Annotated in this window: 18 protein-coding genes; 10 read left to right on the top strand and 8 right to left on the bottom strand. The window is 71.6% G+C overall.

Features of this window, described 5'->3' with window-relative positions; all coding sequences use genetic code 11:
* Positions 1–134: 134 nt before the first annotated feature.
* From sodN to OHA34_RS31555, 7 genes are all read left to right on the top strand, one after another.
* Entirely contained in the window at positions 135–536 is a 402-nt protein-coding gene (gene sodN, locus OHA34_RS31585) for a superoxide dismutase, Ni (protein WP_285937698.1), read from the top strand.
* A 123-nt stretch (positions 537–659) separates the two neighbouring features.
* On the top strand, positions 660–1130 hold the full coding sequence (locus OHA34_RS31580; protein ID WP_329519750.1) for a GNAT family N-acetyltransferase: 471 nt from the start codon (positions 660–662) through the stop codon (positions 1128–1130).
* A 170-nt stretch (positions 1131–1300) separates the two neighbouring features.
* Positions 1301–1798: a SigE family RNA polymerase sigma factor gene (locus OHA34_RS31575; RefSeq protein ID WP_329519749.1), complete on the top strand. Its 498-nt coding sequence runs from the start codon at positions 1301–1303 to the stop codon at positions 1796–1798.
* Positions 1795–2757, top strand: a complete 963-nt coding sequence (locus OHA34_RS31570) for a CU044_5270 family protein (RefSeq protein WP_329519748.1) — start codon at positions 1795–1797, stop codon at positions 2755–2757. The genes OHA34_RS31575 and OHA34_RS31570 overlap by 4 nt, the downstream gene beginning before the upstream one ends.
* Entirely contained in the window at positions 2754–3962 is a 1209-nt protein-coding gene (locus OHA34_RS31565) for a hypothetical protein (protein ID WP_329519747.1), read from the top strand. Before OHA34_RS31570 ends, OHA34_RS31565 begins: the two co-directional genes overlap by 4 nt.
* A 209-nt stretch (positions 3963–4171) precedes the next feature.
* Positions 4172–5158 (top strand): MBL fold metallo-hydrolase, encoded by a 987-nt coding sequence (locus OHA34_RS31560; RefSeq protein ID WP_329519746.1) that lies wholly within the window; start codon positions 4172–4174, stop codon positions 5156–5158.
* A gap of 30 nt (positions 5159–5188) precedes the next feature.
* Positions 5189–5926: a hypothetical protein gene (locus OHA34_RS31555; RefSeq protein ID WP_329519745.1), complete on the top strand. Its 738-nt coding sequence runs from the start codon at positions 5189–5191 to the stop codon at positions 5924–5926.
* Here the strand turns inward: OHA34_RS31555 and OHA34_RS31550 are convergent.
* Complete coding sequence (locus OHA34_RS31550; protein WP_285937706.1) at positions 5910–6224, bottom strand: DUF1330 domain-containing protein; 315 nt, start codon at positions 6222–6224, stop codon at positions 5910–5912. The genes OHA34_RS31555 and OHA34_RS31550 overlap by 17 nt on opposite strands.
* 79 nt (positions 6225–6303) lie before the next feature.
* Between OHA34_RS31550 and OHA34_RS31545 the strand changes: the two genes are divergently transcribed.
* Entirely contained in the window at positions 6304–7053 is a 750-nt protein-coding gene (locus OHA34_RS31545) for a TetR/AcrR family transcriptional regulator (protein ID WP_285937707.1), read from the top strand.
* Here the strand turns inward: OHA34_RS31545 and OHA34_RS31540 are convergent.
* Together OHA34_RS31540 and OHA34_RS31535 are read right to left on the bottom strand one after the other, a co-directional pair.
* On the bottom strand, positions 7034–7693 hold the full coding sequence (locus tag OHA34_RS31540; protein WP_285937708.1) for a response regulator: 660 nt from the start codon (positions 7691–7693) through the stop codon (positions 7034–7036). The genes OHA34_RS31545 and OHA34_RS31540 overlap by 20 nt on opposite strands.
* Entirely contained in the window at positions 7690–8832 is a 1143-nt protein-coding gene (locus tag OHA34_RS31535) for a sensor histidine kinase (protein ID WP_329519744.1), read from the bottom strand. The genes OHA34_RS31540 and OHA34_RS31535 overlap by 4 nt, the downstream gene beginning before the upstream one ends.
* Before the next feature lie 165 nt (positions 8833–8997).
* On the opposite strand from OHA34_RS31535, the gene OHA34_RS31530 reads away from it, so the two are divergent.
* Together OHA34_RS31530 and OHA34_RS31525 are read left to right on the top strand one after the other, a co-directional pair.
* Entirely contained in the window at positions 8998–10446 is a 1449-nt protein-coding gene (locus tag OHA34_RS31530; RefSeq protein WP_285937711.1) for an MFS transporter, read from the top strand.
* Positions 10443–10832 (top strand): cupin, encoded by a 390-nt coding sequence (locus OHA34_RS31525; protein WP_329519743.1) that lies wholly within the window; start codon positions 10443–10445, stop codon positions 10830–10832. The genes OHA34_RS31530 and OHA34_RS31525 overlap by 4 nt, the downstream gene beginning before the upstream one ends.
* A 48-nt stretch (positions 10833–10880) precedes the next feature.
* Here OHA34_RS31525 and OHA34_RS31520 read toward each other — a convergent pair whose 3' ends face one another.
* From OHA34_RS31520 to OHA34_RS31500, 5 genes are all read right to left on the bottom strand, one after another.
* Positions 10881–11546, bottom strand: a complete 666-nt coding sequence (locus OHA34_RS31520; RefSeq protein WP_329519742.1) for a hypothetical protein — start codon at positions 11544–11546, stop codon at positions 10881–10883.
* 325 nt (positions 11547–11871) lie between these two features.
* Entirely contained in the window at positions 11872–12669 is a 798-nt protein-coding gene (locus OHA34_RS31515; protein WP_329519741.1) for a hypothetical protein, read from the bottom strand.
* 1 nt (position 12670) lies between these two features.
* Complete coding sequence (locus OHA34_RS31510) at positions 12671–14542, bottom strand: serine/threonine-protein kinase (RefSeq protein ID WP_329519740.1); 1872 nt, start codon at positions 14540–14542, stop codon at positions 12671–12673.
* Between the two features lie 315 nt (positions 14543–14857).
* Positions 14858–15517 carry a hypothetical protein gene (locus tag OHA34_RS31505; RefSeq protein ID WP_329519739.1) on the bottom strand — a complete coding sequence of 220 codons (660 nt, stop codon included), beginning with the start codon at positions 15515–15517 and terminating at the stop codon, positions 14858–14860.
* A 188-nt stretch (positions 15518–15705) separates the two neighbouring features.
* Positions 15706–16422, bottom strand: coding sequence for a hypothetical protein (locus tag OHA34_RS31500; RefSeq protein WP_329519738.1), 717 nt, complete (start codon positions 16420–16422; stop codon positions 15706–15708).
* Positions 16423–16515: the final 93 nt, after the last annotated feature.

The following is a 16515-nucleotide window of genomic DNA, read 5'->3' as shown; positions in this document are numbered from 1 at the left end:
CCAACCTTCACCCGGCCCTCCACCCAACCTGGGCCTAGGCCGAAATACCGAGCACCCTGCGGCTACGCGGCCGAGATCACCAGAGTAATGTCAATGCCCTGAGCATGATCCGTTACGAGGGAAGGGATACGCAGGTGCTCGTCAACCTTCTGCGTCCGAAGACCACCGCTTCCGCGCACTGTGACCTGCCGTGCGGCGTCTACGACCCGGCTCAGGCCAGGATCGAGGCCGAGTCGGTCAAGGCGATCGCGGAGAAGTACGCGGCCAACCAGGACCCGGAGTTCCGGGCCCGCGCCATCGTGATCAAGGAGCAACGCTCCAACCTGGTCAAGGAGCACCTCTGGGTGCTGTGGACCGACTACTTCAAGCCGCCGCACTTCGAGAAGTACCCGCAGCTCCACGGGCTGTTCAACGAGGCCACCAAGCTGGCCGGCGCGGCCGGCACCAAGGGCAGCGTCGACGTCAAGACCGCCGACGACCTGCTGGGCAAGATCGCTGAGATCGACGAGATCTTCAAGGCGACCAAGCAGGGCTGACCCGGCTCGCCCCGGGGGCGCGCGCCCACCAGGCGCGCCCCCGGGCCCCGCGGGGGGCCGTCCGCACGCGGACGGCCCCCCGCGGCGTCGGTGCCGGTCATCCGGCCTCGCTAGCCTGTGCACATGATCCGGCCCGCGACTTCCGACGACGTCCCCGCCATCCTCCGGCTCATCCGCGAGCTGGCCGAGTACGAGCGCGCCCTGCACGAGGCGACGGCCACCGAAGAGCAGGTGCGCGCGCACCTGTTCGGCGCCGACCCGAAGGTGTTCGCGCACGTGGCCGAGCACGAAGGCGAGGTCGTCGGGTTCGCGCTGTGGTTCCTCACGTTCTCGACCTGGCTCGGCAGCCACGGCATCTACCTCGAGGACCTGTACGTCGACCCGTCCGTCCGAGGCCGGGGGCACGGCAGGGCGCTGCTGACCGAGCTGGCCCGCATCGCGGGCGAGCGCGGCTACGGCCGAGTCGAGTGGTCGGTGCTCGACTGGAACACCCCGGCCATCGGCTTCTACGAGTCCCTGGGCGCCCGCCCGCAGGACGAATGGACCGTCTACCGCCTCACCGGCGACGCCCTCGCCAAGGCCGCCCGCGCCTGACGCCGGGCCCGTCCGTCCCCCGTCCGCCCCACCGGGTGAGCTCCTGCCCGGTGGGGCGGACCCGTTCCCGAAAACTTTTCCGGCACCTCCGCCCCGGCTGTGACGTAACCGGCCGCCCATGGCGTCTTGGTGAGTAGAACACCAACGGACGACGCTTGGGGAAGGGCCCGATGGCCAAAGATCCGGACGGGTTTCAGGAGTTCGCCACCACGCGCGGCGCCTCCTTGTTCCGTACCGCCCGACTGCTGTGCAACGACTGGCATCTGGCCGAGGACCTGGTGCAGACGACGCTCGGCAAGCTGTACGCGTCCTGGCGGCGTGCGCAGCGGGCGGACAACACGGAGGCGTACGCCCGCAAGGTGCTGATGCGCACCTACCTGTCCCACATGCGCAAGCGCAGCAACCGGGAGACGCCCCGGGACCGGATGCCCGACACCGCCGCCACCGGAGGCGATCAGGAACTCCGGATGACGCTGCTGGACGTCCTGGCGCGACTCTCCGCGCAGGACCGCGCCGTGCTGGTCCTGCGCTACTGGGAGGACCAGAGCGTCGAGGAGGTCGCATCGCTCCTGCGGCTGAGCAGCGGGGCGGTCCGCAACCGCAGCATGCGGGCGCTGGACCGGCTCCGCGCCGAGTTCGGCGAAGAGCTGAAGACCCTGCACCGATGACGGATGACAAGAGGGGATCGACGATGAACATGGAAGAGCAGCTCGCCGAGGAGATGCGCCGGACCGCCGGCACGATGGAGCCGAGAGTCACCGACCTGGTGGACGGGGGCGTCGCGCGGGGCCGCCGCCGGCGGCTGCGCAACCGCGTGGGCGCCGCCTCGGCGGTCGCCGCGGTGACGGCCGCCGCCGTGACCGCGGGTGTGGCGACCCTCGGAGCGGGCGCGAGCGACCCGACGCGACCGCCCGCCATGCAGATGGTGAGCGCGACGGAGGTGCTGAACAAGGCCGCGCAGTCCGTCGAGGTGCGTCCGAAGGCGATGCCGCGTCCCGACCAGTGGGTGTACGAGAAGACGCTGGAGTCCGGGATCGGCGCCGAGCACGGCAAGCGCCCGGTGACCGGCGAGCACTGGTTCCGGTGGGACGGTGCCCGCGACGCCGGTTTCCAGGGCGGCAAGCTGGTCGTCTACCGGAACACAGGCCCGCGGTCCAAGTACGGCAGGATCGGGACCCTGCCCGCCGGCTCCAAGGCCATGCGCGCCAAGTTCTACGCGGACGTGAACGCCACGAACCGCAAGGACTGGACCCACCCGGACCGGGACGGCGAGGTCTTCGGCACCGTCGCGCAGTTGCTCTGGGACACTCCGGTGGGCATCGCGCCGAAAACCCAGGCGGACCTGTACCGGGTCATCGCCACGATCCCGGGGGTCCGCGTCGACCGCAAGGTCAAGGACGGCGCGGGGCGTCCCGCCGTGGCGGTGTCGCACGGCTTCGGGGAGCAGTACCTCCTCGACCCGACGACCTACCTGATGGTCGGGCAGCGGACGGTGAGCAACGGCCACAACGCGCCGAAGTCGATCACCAAGGGCGTCGACCCCGCGTTCAAGGTCCCGAACGGCATCGTGACCTACTCGCTCACCCGGCTCACCGCGAAGGTCGTCGACAAGGCGGGCCAGCGTTGAAGACACGACGTAACGCGCTCCGGATGGCCGCCGCCGCGGCCGTCCCGGTGGCCCTGACCGCCGTCCCGTACGCCGCGTCGGCGACGCCGGCCCCCGGGGGGAGATCCGCGTGGCAGACCTACGAGCTCCCCGCCCTGAAGGGACGCGCGGTCCTCAGCGACGTCGCGACGATGGGCCGGAACGACGCGTGGGCCGCGGGGTTCGAGGTCAGCGACGACACCGGTCCGGATCCCATCCTCGGCCAGCCCCCCCTCACCCGCCCGAGGGTGAAGGCGGACGACTGCAACGGGCGTGACAGCTTCCCCTCGATGATGCTGCGGTGGAACGGACGGGCCTGGAGCAAGGTCGCGGTGCCGCGCATGGGCCGGATCAACGCCGTCAGCGCGTCGACCGCGAAGGACGCGTGGGCCTCGACGGACTGCGGGCTGCTGCACTGGGACGGCAAGAGCTGGACGCCCACCGACTACGGGGCGATCCCCGGTGCCAGGCAGTCGTCCCCCACCACCGTCAAGACGGTCAACGAGCACGAGGCCTGGCTCGTCGGCGACTTCGACACGAAACCGGATGAGATGCGGGGCTTCGTCCAGCGGTGGGACGGCCGGCGGTGGACGAACATCGCTCTGCCCGACCTGGGCACCTACTTCAGCCTGAACAGCATCGACGCCCGCGGCCCGAACGACGTGTGGGCCGTGGGGACCGATTACGACATCGACTACGAACGGCCCGAGGGCCTGATCTTCCTGCACTGGGACGGCCGGGCCTGGAAGCAGTCGCCCGCGCCGAAGTCGGACCAGTGGACGAAGCGGCTCAGCAGCGTCCGGATCATGGGTCCGAACGACGTGTGGGCGACGGGTATGAGCAAGGTCAAGCCGGACGGGGACGAGCTGCGGCGTCCGCTCCTGATGCACTGGAACGGCCGCGAGTGGGCGACCACCCCGTCCCCGGCCGAACGCGGCGACATCTTCGATCTGGCGCGTGACGGCAGCGGGCTCCTCGCCGTCGGCGACACCTTCTCCCCCGGCCGTCCTCCCTACGAGGGGCTCGCACTGCGCTGGGACGGAAAGCGCTGGGGGTCCGACACCCTCCCCGCCACGGGCGAGTTGTCGATCTCCGGGGTGGAGTCCATCCCCGGCGGCGGCGTCTGGGCCGTCGGCGGCGTCGGCGACGACGACCACGCCCTTCCCATCATCGCCCGCCGGAACTGACGGGCAGAGTTCCCCAGGCGGGGGCGCGCCGGGTGTCCGCCCACCCGGCGCGCCCCCGCCTTCACCTGTCCCATCCGCGACCGCGACGCGGTACTGGACGGGACGGGAAATCCCGTCGTGCGCGCGGCGGGCCGGCCGCTACGATCTCCGACACTTGATCACGACGGCGGGTGAGCGCCGTCCGCGACGGTTCGTGAAAGGCGCCTCCCATGCCCCAGACTCCGGTGCGGCCGGCCGACCATCCCGAGCTGCTGGAGCGGGGACATCCGTTCCGGCAGTGGAAGACGTGGCAAATTCCCGGAACCGAGTTCACCCTCAGCGGCTATTCCCGCGCGAACGACAAGACGTTCTTCCACATCCCGGAGCTCCGATGCAGCCTCGACGCCGGGTTGTGCGAGGGACGGCAGGTGGACACGGTGTTCCTGACCCACACCCACCACGACCATTCCAAGGACCTCGACTTTCTCGCCGCCAAGGCGTCCGGCACCGACATCTATCTGCCCGCCGAGGCGGTCCCCTACGTGGAGCGGTACCTGCGCGCGTCCGCCGAGCTGAACCACGGGGCGGCCTTCGACCCCGGCTTGGCGGAGGGCCATCGGCTGCACGGCGTGCGGCAGGACGACGAGTTCGTGTTCGGGCGCCAGGGGCATCATGTGCGGGTGGTCGAGTGCGAGCACAAGGTGCCCTGCGTGGGGTACGCCTTCTCGGAGCGGCGCAAGGCGCTGCGGCCGGAGTTCGAGGAGCTGCGGCGGTCGCTGGTGCAGGAGGGCAGGGGCGCGGAGTTCGGCCGGATCATGGCGGGCAGGCGCAAGGAGGGCGCCGAGGTCGAGCACGAGGTCCGCCGGCCGCTGTTCGCGTTCCTCGGCGACACGCATGTGAACGTGTTCGCGCGGAACCCGTGGCTGTTCGAGTATCCGGTCGTCATCACCGAGTGCACCTTCCTGGACGACACCGAGCTCGATCGCGCGGACCGGATCGGGCACACCGTGTGGAGCCGGCTCCGGCCGGTCGTCGAGGCCCATCCGGAGACCCTGTTCGTCCTGACCCATTTCAGCCTGCGCCACTCGGACCGGGACGTGCTCGCGTTCTTCCGGCGGGAGTGGGAGGAGGCGGGGGCGGCGCGGCCCGCCAACGTCCTGCTGTGGGTCCACCCGGACGGCCGGATGCCCGAGTCGCACCAGCACAGCGGATCCTGACCGGACGCACTGGAATGGGACAATAGGGACATGTCCCCCTTCTCTCCGTCCTGGATCCTGCGCAACACCGTCGCGACGGTGCTCGCCCTGCTCATCGGCCTCGCGGTGGCGGTGCTCGTCGGTCTCTTCGTGGCGGCCGAAGCACCGGGCGGCACCCGCGACCTGCGCGCCTACCAGGCGGCGCCGCGCTGCCCGGCCGCTCCGACCGCGCCCGCCGAATGTCGCTGGACGCAGGAGTTCACCGCGTCCGGCATCGAGCTGACCTCCAGCAGGAGCAAGTCGGACCGGGTGCTCCTGACGGGCGCGGACGGCGTCAAGCGGGAGACGTTCTACTCCAACCACGCCGTCCTGACCGATCTCGAAGAGGGCGACCGGGTCACCGGCACCGTCTGGCGCGGCCTGGTGACCGAGATCGCGGCGAAGGGCGACTCCCAGAAGACCCAGGACGCCCCGGCCGACATGCGGGCGCGGCTCCTCATCATGGCGCTGATCACCATCCCCGCCGCCCTCCTCATGACGGCCGCGTGCGGCTGGCGGCTGTGCCGCCACCGCGCCGCGCCGACACCGGGCATGATCGCCACCCTGGGCCTGGCGCCCGGCCTGTTCGGCGGCGGGCTCGTCTCCGCGCTCTTCAGCGGCCCGGCCGAGAGCTTCTGGCGGACGTTGATCGCCTGGCTCGTCATCACCGCCGTCCTGGCGGCCGTGGCCCGCTTCTACGTCACCCAGAAGCGCACCCCGGCCACCGCACCGGCTACGCCGGGAGGGTGAAGCCCTCGGGCGGCGAGCCCTCGACGAACAGCATCTGCACCCGGGCCGCGTCCTTCCGGATCTCCCGGGCCTTCCGGTACTCGGGGGACTCGTACCACTCCTGGATCCGGTCCATGTCGGGGAACTCGATGACCAGGAGCCGGGAGAAGTCCCAGGTGCCCTCGACGGGCTCGGGCGTCGGGCCCGCCACCAGGTAGCGGCCCCCGTGGCCGAGGATGGACGGCTGGGCCACGGCGGCGTAGGCCAGGCCGGCCTCCTGGTCGAGCACGTCGACTCCGACGATGGCGTAAGCGGGCATGATGTTTCCCTGCTTCCTTTGGACACGGCGTGTACTTCTGACACGCTGGAGATTAATGCACTCCTGTATCCTGCACAACGTGACCAAGGACGAGGGCGGACGCGGCGGGGCCGTGCTGAGCCGCCGCGAGCGGCTGCGGGCGGAGACGAGCCTGGAGATCGAGACCATCGCGCTGCGGCAGCTGGCCGAGGAGGGGCCCGGGGCGATCTCGCTGCGCGGCATCGCCCGCGAGATGGGGATGACGCCACGCGCGATCTACAGCTACTTCCCCACCCGGGACGACCTGATCACGGCGCTGATCAGCGGGATCGGCGCCTCGCTCGCGGAGGCGCTGGAGACCGCCGGCGACGCCGTGCCGGGCACCGATCCCGGCGGCAGGCTGCTGGCCTGGGGCCGGGCCCTGAGGGAGTGGGCGCTGGCCCACCCGGAGGGCTTCCGGCTCTTCTACGGCCGCCCCGTCCCCGGTTACCAGCCCCCCGAGGACGGGCCGGTGGACGTGTCGGCCCGCCGGGTGTGCAGCGGCCTCACCCGCCTGGTGGCCGACGCGTGGCCGCACGCCCGGCGGCACCAGCCCGAGGACACCTCCTGGTCCGACCTCCACCCCGACTACGTCGCGAAGATCCAGGCGGACCTCCCGGACGTGCCCCCCGCCGCGGCGGCGCTCGCGCTGCGCGTCTGGGGCCGCATGCACGGCCTGGTCGCCCTGGAGATCGACGGCCACATCCACCCCGTCGCGGGCAATCCGGCCGCACTGCACCGCGCCGAGATGGTCGACCTGGTCAGGTCGCTCGGCCTGCCGCCGGACGGGGTCAGCCGCGCCGCGGAGTGACCAGACCGGACTCGTAGGCGAACACCACGAGCTGGGCGCGGTCCCGGGCGTGCAGCTTGGTCATCGCCCTGCTGACGTGCGTCTTCGCGGTGGTCGGGCTGATCACCATGTGGGCGGCGATCTCGTCGTTGGACAGGCCGCGGGCCACCAGCGCGGTGACCTCGCGCTCGCGGTTGGTCAGCACGCCGAGCCCCTCGGGCGCGGGCTGGGGGCGGCGGGCGACGTACTCGCCGATCAGGCGGCGGGTGATCGCGGGGGACAGCAGCGCGTCGCCGCGGGCCGCGACCCTGACGCCCTGGAGCAGGTCGGCGGGCTCGGTGTCCTTGACCATGAAGCCGCAGGCGCCGGCGCGGAGCGCGTTGAAGACGTACTCGTCGAGGCCGTAGTTGGTGAGGATCACGACGTGCACGCCGGCCAGCCGCTCGTCGGCGGCGATCAGCCGGGTCGCCTCGATGCCGTCCATCACCGGCATCTGGATGTCGACGAGGGCGACGTCGGGCCGGTGCTCGCGGGCGAGCGCGACGCCCCGCTCGCCGTTCGCGGCCTCGGCCACCACCTCGATGCCGTCCTCGATCTCCAGCAGGGCCCGGAAGCCGCCGCGGATGAGCGCCTGGTCGTCCACGAGCAGCACGCGGATCACGAGGGTCCTCCCAGGGGAAGCTCGGCGCGCACAGTGAAGCCGCCCTCGGGGCGGGGCTCGGCGCGCAGCTGGCCGCCGAGCGCCGCGACGCGCTCGCGCATGCCGAGCAGCCCAGTGCCGGGCACGGGCGGCGCGTCCGGGTCGGCCTCGCCGTCATCGTCGATCCGCACGACCAGCTCCCCGTCCGCGTAGTCGATGCGCACCGCCGCGCCCGCCCCGCCGGCGTGCCTGGAGACGTTGGTGAGCGCCTCCTGGACGATCCGGTACGCGGCCCGGTCCGTCTCGGCCGGCAGGTCCCGCCGCGTGCCCGAGATCGTCACCGTGGCCGCCAGCCCGGTCGAGCGGGCCCGTTCCACCAGGTCGTCGAGCCGGTCGAGCCCGCTGGCCAGGGCCTCGCCGTCGGGGTGGTCGGAGTCGCGCAGCACCTCCAGGGTGGCGCGCAGCTCGCGCATGGCGTCGCCGCTGGCGTCCTGGATGGCCAGCAGCGCGGGGGGCACGTCCTCGCCGCGCTTGCGCGCCACGTGGACGGCCACCCCGGCCTGGACCTTGATGATCGAGATGCTGTGGGTGAGCGAGTCGTGCAGTTCCCTGGCGATGCGCAGCCGCTCCTCGCCCGCGCGGCGCCCGGCCGCCTCCTCGCGGGTGCGCTCGGCCTCGGCGGCCCGCCGCTCGGCCTCCTCCAGGTACGCCTGCCGGTGCCGGGCCACCGTCGCCGCCACACCGGCCGCCACGAACCAGCCGACCAGCAGTGAGGTGTCCTGGAGACTCCGCACGGCTCCGTCGTCGCCGATCAGGTCCGCCACCAGCCCGGCGCTCAGGAAGGCCGTGCCCGCCAGCGCCGCGGCCAGCCGGTGGCGGGCGCTCACCGCGGCGAACACCGCGGCCAGCACGGGGAACGCGGCGGTCGGGCCCGGCTGGATGTGCACCGCGACCACGAGCATGCAGACCGTGCTGACGAGCAACGCCACCAGCGGCGCCGGTTGCCGGGCGACGAGCACGAGCGAGCCGGCGAGGACGGCCGCGAGATCCAGCACGCCCCCGTCCGGCGTGACGGACACGACGACCGAGAGCAGGACGGCCAGCACCGCGGCGAGCAGGCCGTCCTGGGCGAGCGGACGCCACCGCTCCATCAACCTCATTCATGAAGGTTATGGCCGTTTTCGCCGGAACTCCTCCGCAGCAAGTCGGAACACCTCACTACTCCCAGCGCAGTAGTGGGGCCGAACCTACTTCCCCGGTGCCGGGCGGAGGAGTCTCCCCGGGCACGATGACCACCGACCGGCCCGGAAAGCACGATGTCCGGCATGTACACAATCCGAGTCAAGGACGCCCGTCCCGGGCTCACCCTCGCCGTGGTGGCCGTCGTGCAGTTCATGGTGTCGCTGGACCTGTCGGTGGTGAACGTCGGCCTCCCGCAGATCGCCGCCGGCCTCGGCTTCAGCGAGGTGGGCCTGACCTGGGTGATCCACGCCTACGCGCTCACCTTCGGCGGGCTGCTCCTGCTGGGCGGCAAGGCCGCCGACCGGTACGGCCGCAAGCGGGTCCTGCTGCTCGGGCTCGGCCTGTTCGGCCTCGCCTCCCTCCTCGGCGGCTTCGCGCAGGCACCCGGCCATCTGGTCGCCGCCCGCGTCGCGCAGGGCATCGGGGCCGCCGCGCTGGCCCCGGCCGCGCTGTCGCTGCTGACCGCGACGTTCCCCACGGGCCGGGCCCGCGTCCGGGCCTTCGGCATATGGAGCGCGATGAACGCCGCCGGAGGCGCCTTCGGCGTCCTGATCGGCGGCCTGCTCACCGAGTACGCGAGCTGGCGCTGGGTGATGTTGGTGAACGTGCCGATGGCCGCCGGCGCGCTGGCCCTGGCCTGGCGCGGTGTCGCCGCCGGCCCGCCCCCGGCCCGCGGCGGCCGTCCGGACGTGCTCGGCGCCGTCCTGGCCACGGCGGGCATGACCCTGCTGGTGTTCGGCATCGTCCGCACCGACCGGTACGCGTGGACCTCGCCGGTCACCCTGACGACCCTGGCCGCCGCCGCCGTACTGCTGGCCGCCTTCGTCCTCGTCGAGCGCACCACGACCCGCGACCCGCTGATCCGGCTCGGCCTGTTCGCCAACCGCTCGGTCGCCGGCGTGAACGCCTACAACCTCCTGGCCGGCGCGGCCTTGAGCTCGGCCTTCTACTTCATCTCCCTCTACCTGCAACGAGTCCTCGGGACGGGGCCGGCGCTGACCGGGGTCATGTTCCTGCCGCTGGCCCTCGGCGCGATCGCCGGCGCCGTGCTCGCCGTCAGGCTCGGCTACCGCCTCGCTCCCCGGACCCTGCTCGGCATCGGCGGGCTGCTGGCCGCGACCGGGTTCGCCTGGCTCGGCCTGATCAGCCCGGACGGCGCCTTCAGCACCGACGTCCTCGTGCCCTCGATCATCGTCAGCGTCGGCCTGGGGATCTGCCTCGGACCAATCGTCTCCCTCGCCACCACCGGCGTCGCGCTCCACGAGACCGGCACCGCCTCCGGCCTGCTCAACAGCTCACGCCAGATCGGCGCCTCGCTCGGACTGGCCGCCCTCGGCACCGTCGCGCACAACCGCACCGGCCAGGCCACGACACCCGAGGCCCTCAACGCCGGGTACGCGCTCGCCCTGACCCTCGGCGCCGCGCTCCTGCTCACCGCCGTCCTCATCGCCCTCACCGTCCTGCCCCGGACCGGCCCGCCGGCACCCGCCGAGCACACCGACGACCACCACAAGAAGGACGTCCCGGCATGACCGTCACCCCGATCGACCTCTTCGCGTCCGCCGTCCACCTTCACCAGGACGGTCAGGTGCGCGCCAAGAAGAGAACCGTGGACTCCGAGCCGGACGGCTGGCAGCTCGTGGCCTTCCATGCCAAGAGCGACACCGACGTCCACGCCGACCACTGGGAGGTCCACCCCGAGGCCGAGGAGATCGTGTCGTGCCTGATCGGGAAGATCCGCCTCTGCCTCCGTCCGGAACGGCCGGGGGAAGCGGAGGAAGAGATCAGGCTGCCGGCCGGAACCGCCGCCATCGTCCCGCGCGGACGATGGCACCGCATCGAGCTGGACGTCCCCAGCAGCGTCATGGCCGTCACCCTGCCGCGCGGCAGCCGGCTGGAGAAGCGCACCGAAGCCTGAGTGGACGCGCATCGAGGCCAAGGTCCGTTCCAGGTGAGAGCCGGCGGCTCAACGGCACCTGCCGCCACAGGCCGCCAGCCCCTGGACGACGCGGCGGCCCAGGTCCGTTACCGTGCGTCTGGCGGTCTGCTCGTCCAGGGGCCGCGCGTCGAGGGTCGGCGTTCTGGACTCGGACGGAATGTCCATGCCGTCCAGGGAGATGAGCACATCGACGTTCTGGAACCGTGCCATCAAGAACGCGCCTCCCCGGGGGAACGCCCCCTTCTCGTTCTTGTTGTAGAGGGTGTAGGCCTCGTCGCCCACTCCCTCGGCAGCGATGACCTTTCCGAAGACCGCGGAGCCCGACGTCGTATTCAGGAGCCGCTCGTTACGCTGCCGTCTGCCCGCGTAGAACGTCTTCTCCTTGGCGCTGCCCATCGTCGCCCGATCGTCCTGCCGGACGGTGATCTCGACCGAGAGGTTCCTGACCTTCTGGTCAGGAACCTGGGGCTGGGTCTGGGCCTTCCACGCGCAGACGGTCTTGGCCGAGTCCCCGCTGCCGCTCTTCGCCCTGACCGCGGCGGCGGGCTTGGGCACCACGCGCGCGAGGAGTTCACCGGGCACGAGCGGGCACGCGTCGCCGACCCGGGTGATCGTCGCGCGTCCCGCCGCGTCGGCGCGGCCGAGCAGCAGCCAGGTTCCCCCGCCGCCGCCCACGAGCAGCGCGGTGACCACGACCGCCAGGATCGTGGGCCACCACGGTTGTCTCGGCGATCCGCCCGCGCCAGGTGCCATCACCCGGTCCTGCGTGGTCGCCGGCCCATGGGGTTCCGCCTCCCAGCGGTGCGGCGTCGCCCAACGGCCTGGTGGCGGCTCCTTGTACGACCCGGGCCTGTCTCTGGAGATCAGCTCCTCACGCGTGGCCGCCGCGTCCCCCTCCGGCGCCAACGGCCGATGACGTGGGTCCGCCTCCTCGCGGGGTGCCGATGGTTCGTCGGCGGCATCGTGTGCGGGGTGGTGCGAGCTCATGGGCGCTCCCGGTCGGGCTTCCTGATGGAGGTCATCTGATGCAGAACTCGCACGTCCGCAGGTGGGCGAGCGCCTCGCGGGCGGCGGCCACGGCGGCTTCCTTCAACTCCTTGACCCCGACGGCAGAGCCCGTCTTCTCCGTTTCGGAGCTGTTGTTGCCGTACACCACGTCCACCACGACGTTCTCCTGCCTGGTGGTCAGCTCCACGGTCCCGGTGCCGAAGCCGGCCAGCTCGCCCCAGTGGATCTGGTGCTGGAAGGCCGCCTCCTCGCCGAGTCCCGGGACCAGGGCCACGGGACCGTAGTCGAAGTCGGCTCGCGCCCCGAAGGCGTTGAGCTCCTCCTTCGTGTTGGCGCGTGCCCGCCAGCGCGAGCGCGTGCTTGCCAGGACCGACGCCGCCACCGCGACGTCGGTCATTCCGTTCTCGGCCGCATACGGATGCACGCGGAGCTCCAGGGACCGGTACTTCGCCGCCTCCACCCCCAATCCGGTCGACCAGGTGCAGTACGTCACGTGCTCGTCCACGCTGGGTCTGATCTCCGCCTTCGGAACCAGCCGCTGCGCCGTCGCGCCGGTCAGCAGGGCGCACGGTTCGACCACCCGCTGGATGTGGCCGCCCCTGGCGCGTGCCGGGGAGGACGCGGCGGCGGGCGGCGGAAGCTCCTGCACGGGGTCCATGAACGCGGCGGCGGCGAGGACCGCGCCGCCCGTCACGACGGCGGTGACCGCGGACGCGGCGGCGGGACGGCGCCAGGCCCGTCCGCGCCGCCCGCTCGGGGCGACGGTCGCGGCGGAGTGGTCCACACTGGTGGGCTCGGACGGTTCCATGTCACTCCCGGCACTTGGCGCATTGGGCGAGGCTTGCCACGACGGCGCGGCCGACCTCTTCGGCCGCTTCCCGCGCGACCTGCTGGTCAAGGGGGCGGGCCTGTCCCGATCGGGACGATTCGGCGGACGGATGGTCCTCTCCCCCGTACTTGACCTGGAGGCTGACGTTGCCGGTCCGTCCGTAGAGCATCGATCCGCCGAACGCGGCGGATCCGGCCGCGGCATTCACGCGGGTGATGACGAAGGTCTCATCCGAGACCCCCGAGGGCCAGGCGATGCGCCCGTAGCGGAGGCCGTCGGACACCTTGCCCTCGACCTTCTCGGCCTCGTCCCCGAAGCTCGCGAAGTCGGTGCCCGCCTTGACCGCACCGCTGCGCTCGGGGGCGTCGAGCCGGACGATGACGTTCACGATGAGCGACCGGACCTGCTGGGTCGCCGAGCCCGGCTGCCGCACGGACCCCCAGTTGCAGCCGGTCGCGGCACCGTCGCCGTCCTGCTGCACCGGGGCCTTGCTCGTCGGCACCGCCGACGCCCCCGCGCCCATCAGCTCGGTGATCAACGTGCTGGGCACCAGGCTGCACGCGTCCTCGACCCTGACGAGCTTCGCCGCGCTGGGGGCGGACGAGGGGGGCTGCTTCTGAGCCGGCCCGTCCCCGCCGCCGCCGTCGCCGCGCAGCGCGAACGCGACGCCGGACCCGCCGACGGCGGCCACCAGGCCGAGAGCCGCCAGGCGGACCGCCATCCGGCGACGGCGACCGACGCGGACGGGAGGGCCGATGGCCGGTCTGCGCGGCGGACGCGTTCGCGAAAGCGCGGCCGACGGCGGATGTGCGGGCGGCGGGGGCACCGGACCCGGCGTCCAGGACGCGTTGACCACGGTGTCGGCGGCGGACCGCGGATCCTGCGTGCCGACGAGGTGCAGCAGCAGGTCCTCGGCGGTGGGCCGCGCCGCCGGGTCGGGTTCGAGGGCGCCGGCCACCAGCGCCTGGAGGCTCTCCGGCACCCCGTGGAGATCGTGCATGCCCTGACGGGCCCGCGTGGCGAGCACCACCATGCTGCCGCGGCCGTGCGGATGCCGCCCGGTCGCGGCGAAAGTGACCAGGCAGCCCCAGGCGAAGAGGTCGCCCGCGATGCCGACGCGCTCTTCGAAGATCTGCTCTGGAGCGATCCAGCCGGGGCTGCCGATGACGGCGCCCGTCCGGGTGTGGTGCGTGCCGGAGTCCAGGGCGCGGGCGATGCCGAAGTCGATGATGCGGGGCCCCTGGGCGCCGAGGATCACGTTCCGGGGTTTGAGGTCGCGGTGGACGAGCCGCGCCGTGTGGATCGCGGTGAGCGCGGTCGCGATGCCCACGGCCATGGCGCGCACCGACGCGGCGGCCATGGCCCCGTGCTCCTCGATGTACTCCGCGAGCGACGGGCCCCGGATGTACTCGGTGACCATGTAGGGGACGCCGTCGGCCTCGCCGTGGTCGAGCACCCGCGCGGTGCAGAACGGGGCGACCCGCCGGGCGTTGGCGACCTCCTCCGCGAAGCGGTCCCGGAAGGACTTCTCCAGGGCCAGTTCCCGCCGGATCACCTTGACCGCGACCTGCCGGCCCGCCTCGTCGGACCCGAGGTAGACCGCCCCCATCCCGCCCAGCCCGAGCCGTCCCGTCAGCCGGTACGCGCCAACGACGGACGGGTCGTCGGATCCGAGCGGCTGAAGCCCGCCGGGGCGTGGCGCCGACTCGGAGCCGGATCCAGAGCCAGGTCGAGGTCCGGAGCCGGGTTCTGCGGCTCCGGACGATTGCTCCGCACTCAAGCGGTCTCCCAAAGTGGTGAACAACTGACGAATCCCCCACTCCGATGCGGATCCGCCGGTCGCCGTTCGCACCTCCCCCCTCGCTGGCCGGGTGCGGCCAATCGCCGAACCATCCGCGCCGGCCGTCCGCGGTCAGGCGGCGGAGCGCGATCCCGGCGCCGCAAAACGGCCGCGGACACCAACGTCCGAGCGGTCAGATGCCACATTTACGCGGACGAGAAGCGAAGCCACGAATACACGGTGCGCAAGGCGCCGAGGACCAGCGCGGGCGCGATCGGCGCCTGATCCGCCGGGATCGCCTTCGGGAGGCCCCCGGGCTCCGCGGGGCCTGGAGCTCGGCCTGCACTGGTCCGTCCGGTGAGCACCTTCGAGGCGATGTCGGAAGGGTCAGCGAGCCCACCGGCGGGTGTATTCGATATGAATCTCTCGCCCACCGCCCACCAGAGGGTCCCCGAGCTCTGTGCAGTAGTGGAGGTTGAAGTCCTGCCGCAGCTCGGCAGGGGGACGGTAGTCGTGGCCGCGCTTGACGATATCGAAGAACAGGCCCGCCGTTTCACGGAACACCTTCGCACTTCCGACCATGAACAGCGACTCGGCGTGGACGTGCTGGTGGAACACGTCACGATGTCCTCGGTGACGGCGGGCGTCGTAGTCAATGGCACTATCGCCGGGCAGGTCATTCACAGAGACCCGCACCGTACTTTTTGCTCCGCACCCGAGACGTCCTCGCAACCGTTTCCAGTGATGCGGCTTGAACTGTAGCGAATGGTGGAGCAGCACCAGATCAAGAGGGGGCTCTTCCGGTGGGGATCCGCCCGCCGGAAGCGCACCGCCGCGGAGGGGCAGGTAGATCAGCGAGCGCGGTGAGCGTGCGGCCAGCAGCCACAGCATGCCGATATATCGCGCGGCGCCCGCGTCCACGTTCATCTGCAACCCGCCCCGCGCGGGATCCTGACCGACGAGTCGCGCACGGGTGAGCGGGTCGGCCGCGCGGATGATCCGGAACTCCTCCAGTCCGAGCCGGACGCGATGAACGGTGGTCCTCATAGGCACTATTCTTATCAAAACACCGCCGACTGCCACGACTCGCCAGTGATGAACTGGCAAGAGAGCCGCTCTGCCCGATCCCATAAGCGCTGTCCCGTGATCGATCTCGGGTGCTTGGCAGCGCAGGGCTTGGAGGTTGAGGCTACGCGCCTTGAAGGAGATGCAAAATGGTCCCAGGGCGGTGTGGATCAGGACGCCAGCGCGGCCGTCACACGGGCGAGCCGCTCCGCCGGCAGGGCGAATTTGTTGGTGGGGTTGCGGTATGAGTAGTGGCCGTCGTTGATCCATTGGCCGTCGTTGGTCGTCGTCCAGTGGGTGGGACCACAGGGGCCCTGGTCTTCCAGCAGGGTGGCCGCGAGTTGTTCGGGGTTCTCGACGGCGGTGCGGGCGCGTAGCGCGGCTGCCAGGCGCTCGGCTGCTACGTCGGGCACGGCCAGGTCCGCGAACGCGGGCAGCAGGAGAAGCAGCCGGCTGTCAGGGTTGGTGGTCGAGCCACCGTCCAGGCTGTTGCCTGCAGCTGCTGTCAGCTCGGGCCAGGACAGGCCAGGGCCCATGAAGTGGCCGTCATTTCTGGCGATGAGTTCAGCGCGGTCCCAGTCGGGATGGCGCAGGAGGTAGTCGGTGCCCCTGTCGCCCTCAAGGTTGCGGTAGATGATGTGCAGACGACCGGCCGCGACGGGGACGGTGAAGGTCGGCCAGTCCAAGCGCCTGGACAACTGGCGGTGGAAGTCCTCCGCGGCGTCGTAGTCCGCACCGAACAAGAGTTCCTCGGCCTCCTCACTGTGCACGCAGGGGTAGAGGTGTCCCAGCCAGAACAAGGGCTCGTTGAGAAGCTCGGGAAGGTGAGCGAGCGGGCCGCCCTGGTAGCCCGGGATCTGGTCCGGATGCATGTCTGCGCTGTTCATCACGGGCTCATCATGCCGGTGACCCATGTGATCACTGGAGATGGGAGGCCGCGGGAGACTCAGTCGCCATGGTTCGGAGCATCACCGCGGCTG

The organism is Spirillospora sp. NBC_01491 (assembly GCF_036227065.1).
In the GTDB taxonomy this organism is placed as follows: domain Bacteria; phylum Actinomycetota; class Actinomycetes; order Streptosporangiales; family Streptosporangiaceae; genus Spirillospora; species Spirillospora xylanilytica.
The sequence above is the reverse complement of the archived record's forward strand: the minus strand, read 5'-3'. Positions and strand labels throughout refer to the sequence as shown.